Genomic DNA, 1,947 nt, shown 5'->3' on the forward strand with positions numbered 1-1,947 from the left:
ATCTAAACTGTCTCCGGTGAGTGAAGGCCTGATCCGCCAGCAGTTGCAGGTTGCGGAAGGATTCGTGGATGGTTGTCTGGCGATGACCGGCGCGGTGCTGGAAATGGACGCCTACACCCAGAAAATTAGAGTGGCGAAAGTCGCTTAAAATAGTTCTAGTGCGCTACGCAAAAACTCTTGTAACCTGTTAAGATTGGTCACGTAGTCACAAAGCTTAGACAATCTGAGAACCTCGCTCCGGCGGGGTTTTGTCTTTTATGGGCATATGATACGTTGATCCCGTTGCGGTGAATCCTACCTATGCGGTAGGGCTAATAAGCTATGCCCTCGTAGTGAAGACAGCGAACCACGGTTAGCTCACCAACGGTTCACCGGGAGGCACCCGGCACYGCAACAACCAAATAATGCTTTTCAGTCWGCGAWGATGGGATMACCCGGAGTGTCTGGAAAGCACATTTGCATGAGCGTTGCTGGCAAAATCTGCTGTAATGCCTCATATGTTTTGTATTCAGCAAGAATGCAAGCCTGTCGAAACAAACTCATCATCAACTTTAGATAAAGAAGACACTTCATTACGTTATGCCCTCTAGTATAGGTTTCTCTTGGTATTTAACTCATTGGAGGCGTTGTGAAGAGAAGGGTTTGGTTCGCTTGGCTATTTATGGTGGCATCTTTTGGTGGGTATGCGGAAGGCGTTCACCACATAGACCGAAAGCTTGCACATGGTGCAGTGCCCCATTTCAACATTATCGACACCTCAGAAACGCCTGACGAACATATTAGTGAAAAAATGCATGAAAAAGCCGTAAGACATTGAAATATTAAAAATCAATACAAAACCTCGAAGAAATGCGGTTTTTTTGCTTTCTGAAGGTTAGAAATATGCACCAATAAACGGATAGACCGCAGGCATCAGCCAATGCAGCAGTCATGATGCTGCCCTGAGTCGCAAAGTAACGCGAGCCCGTGTAACTACGGGTCAAGATTTCTATATCAAAAAAGTTCCGATAAAGCAGCGCGCCAGCCATACGCGCACCGGTTATTAGCGGCAAGGAGCGACACAAGACCCAAGGGCATGAGCGCGGCCACAGCGAGAAATGGCAAAGAATTCCTGCATAGCCTGAGCGTAGTTTTCTCTTTTTRTGCTGTATGTTATTTTTATGTYGTTGCGGTGAATCCCCCTATGCGGTGGGGCCTAAACAGCTTATGAACTAGGTAGGCACAGAATGCGCGAACCAAGGTTAGCTGGCYAAAGGTTCACCGGGAGGCACCCGGCACTGCAACAGCCAAATTAGCGGATGAGAAGTCCACTACTACAGCATGGACGTGATCAGTTTCTTCGGCTTTTTGGATTCACCAGTTTGCAATAGCTCAAGAAGCTCGCCTTTGGTGACTTTACGGCCGCATGATGCACAACGAACGTCAGAGAATTTAGCTTTCAGATTAAAGTCATTTGGGTAAATGAGAAATTCGCATCGGCAAATGGAGCAGCTAAACTTCTCCAGAACACTCTCAATATGCATTGAATCATCCTATTTAAAATAATGTAAATTCAATAAAATAAAGAAAGGCCCTCTTTTGGGAGGGCTCTGATATATATGCAAATGAAAATGTACTCCTGAGTCTTGCTTTAGTAAATCTCATGAGGAAGTAAAAAATAGCCCTCACCATCGTTCGTTTGCTGGATGCCTGCTATCTTATGTAAAACATCACATGGGACCATTGGCATGAAGCTACTGAATAACGAATATGAATACAGAGAATGGGTAGTAAAAGGCTACCTTCATTTGGATGAGGAGTTTCCTTCGGTTTTCGAACCTGACGAGCTTGAAAGAGAAATTCTGCGTCAGGCACCCAAAGAATTCCCTTGCCTTGCACAAATTGTAGAAGGTGAGGGCGGTTACTCCCTGCAGTCTGTTCAATTCATATATCGATCCCAGATAGAAG

The 1,947-nt window shown here is 45.5% G+C and carries 2 protein-coding genes; one reads left to right on the forward strand and one right to left on the reverse strand.

Annotated features, from left to right (window positions below; all coding sequences use genetic code 11):
* Positions 1-1,313: 1,313 nt before the first annotated feature.
* On the reverse strand, positions 1,314-1,523 hold the full coding sequence (locus AC1DUO_RS24475) for an ECs_2282 family putative zinc-binding protein (RefSeq protein WP_477989201.1): 210 nt from the start codon (positions 1,521-1,523) through the stop codon (positions 1,314-1,316).
* A 204-nt stretch (positions 1,524-1,727) separates the two neighbouring features.
* Here AC1DUO_RS24475 and AC1DUO_RS24480 point away from each other — a divergent pair.
* The coding region (locus AC1DUO_RS24480) for a hypothetical protein (RefSeq protein WP_477989203.1) at positions 1,728-1,947 on the forward strand (220 nt) is incomplete at its 3' end.

This window comes from Rahnella sp. P4_A8 (assembly GCF_056402435.1).

Bases quoted from the DNA above. Each gene is read 5' to 3' on its own strand.
- AC1DUO_RS24475 (WP_477989201.1), bottom strand. From the start codon at position 1,523: ATGCATATTGAGAGTGTTCTGGAGAAGTTTAGCTGCTCCATTTGCCGA.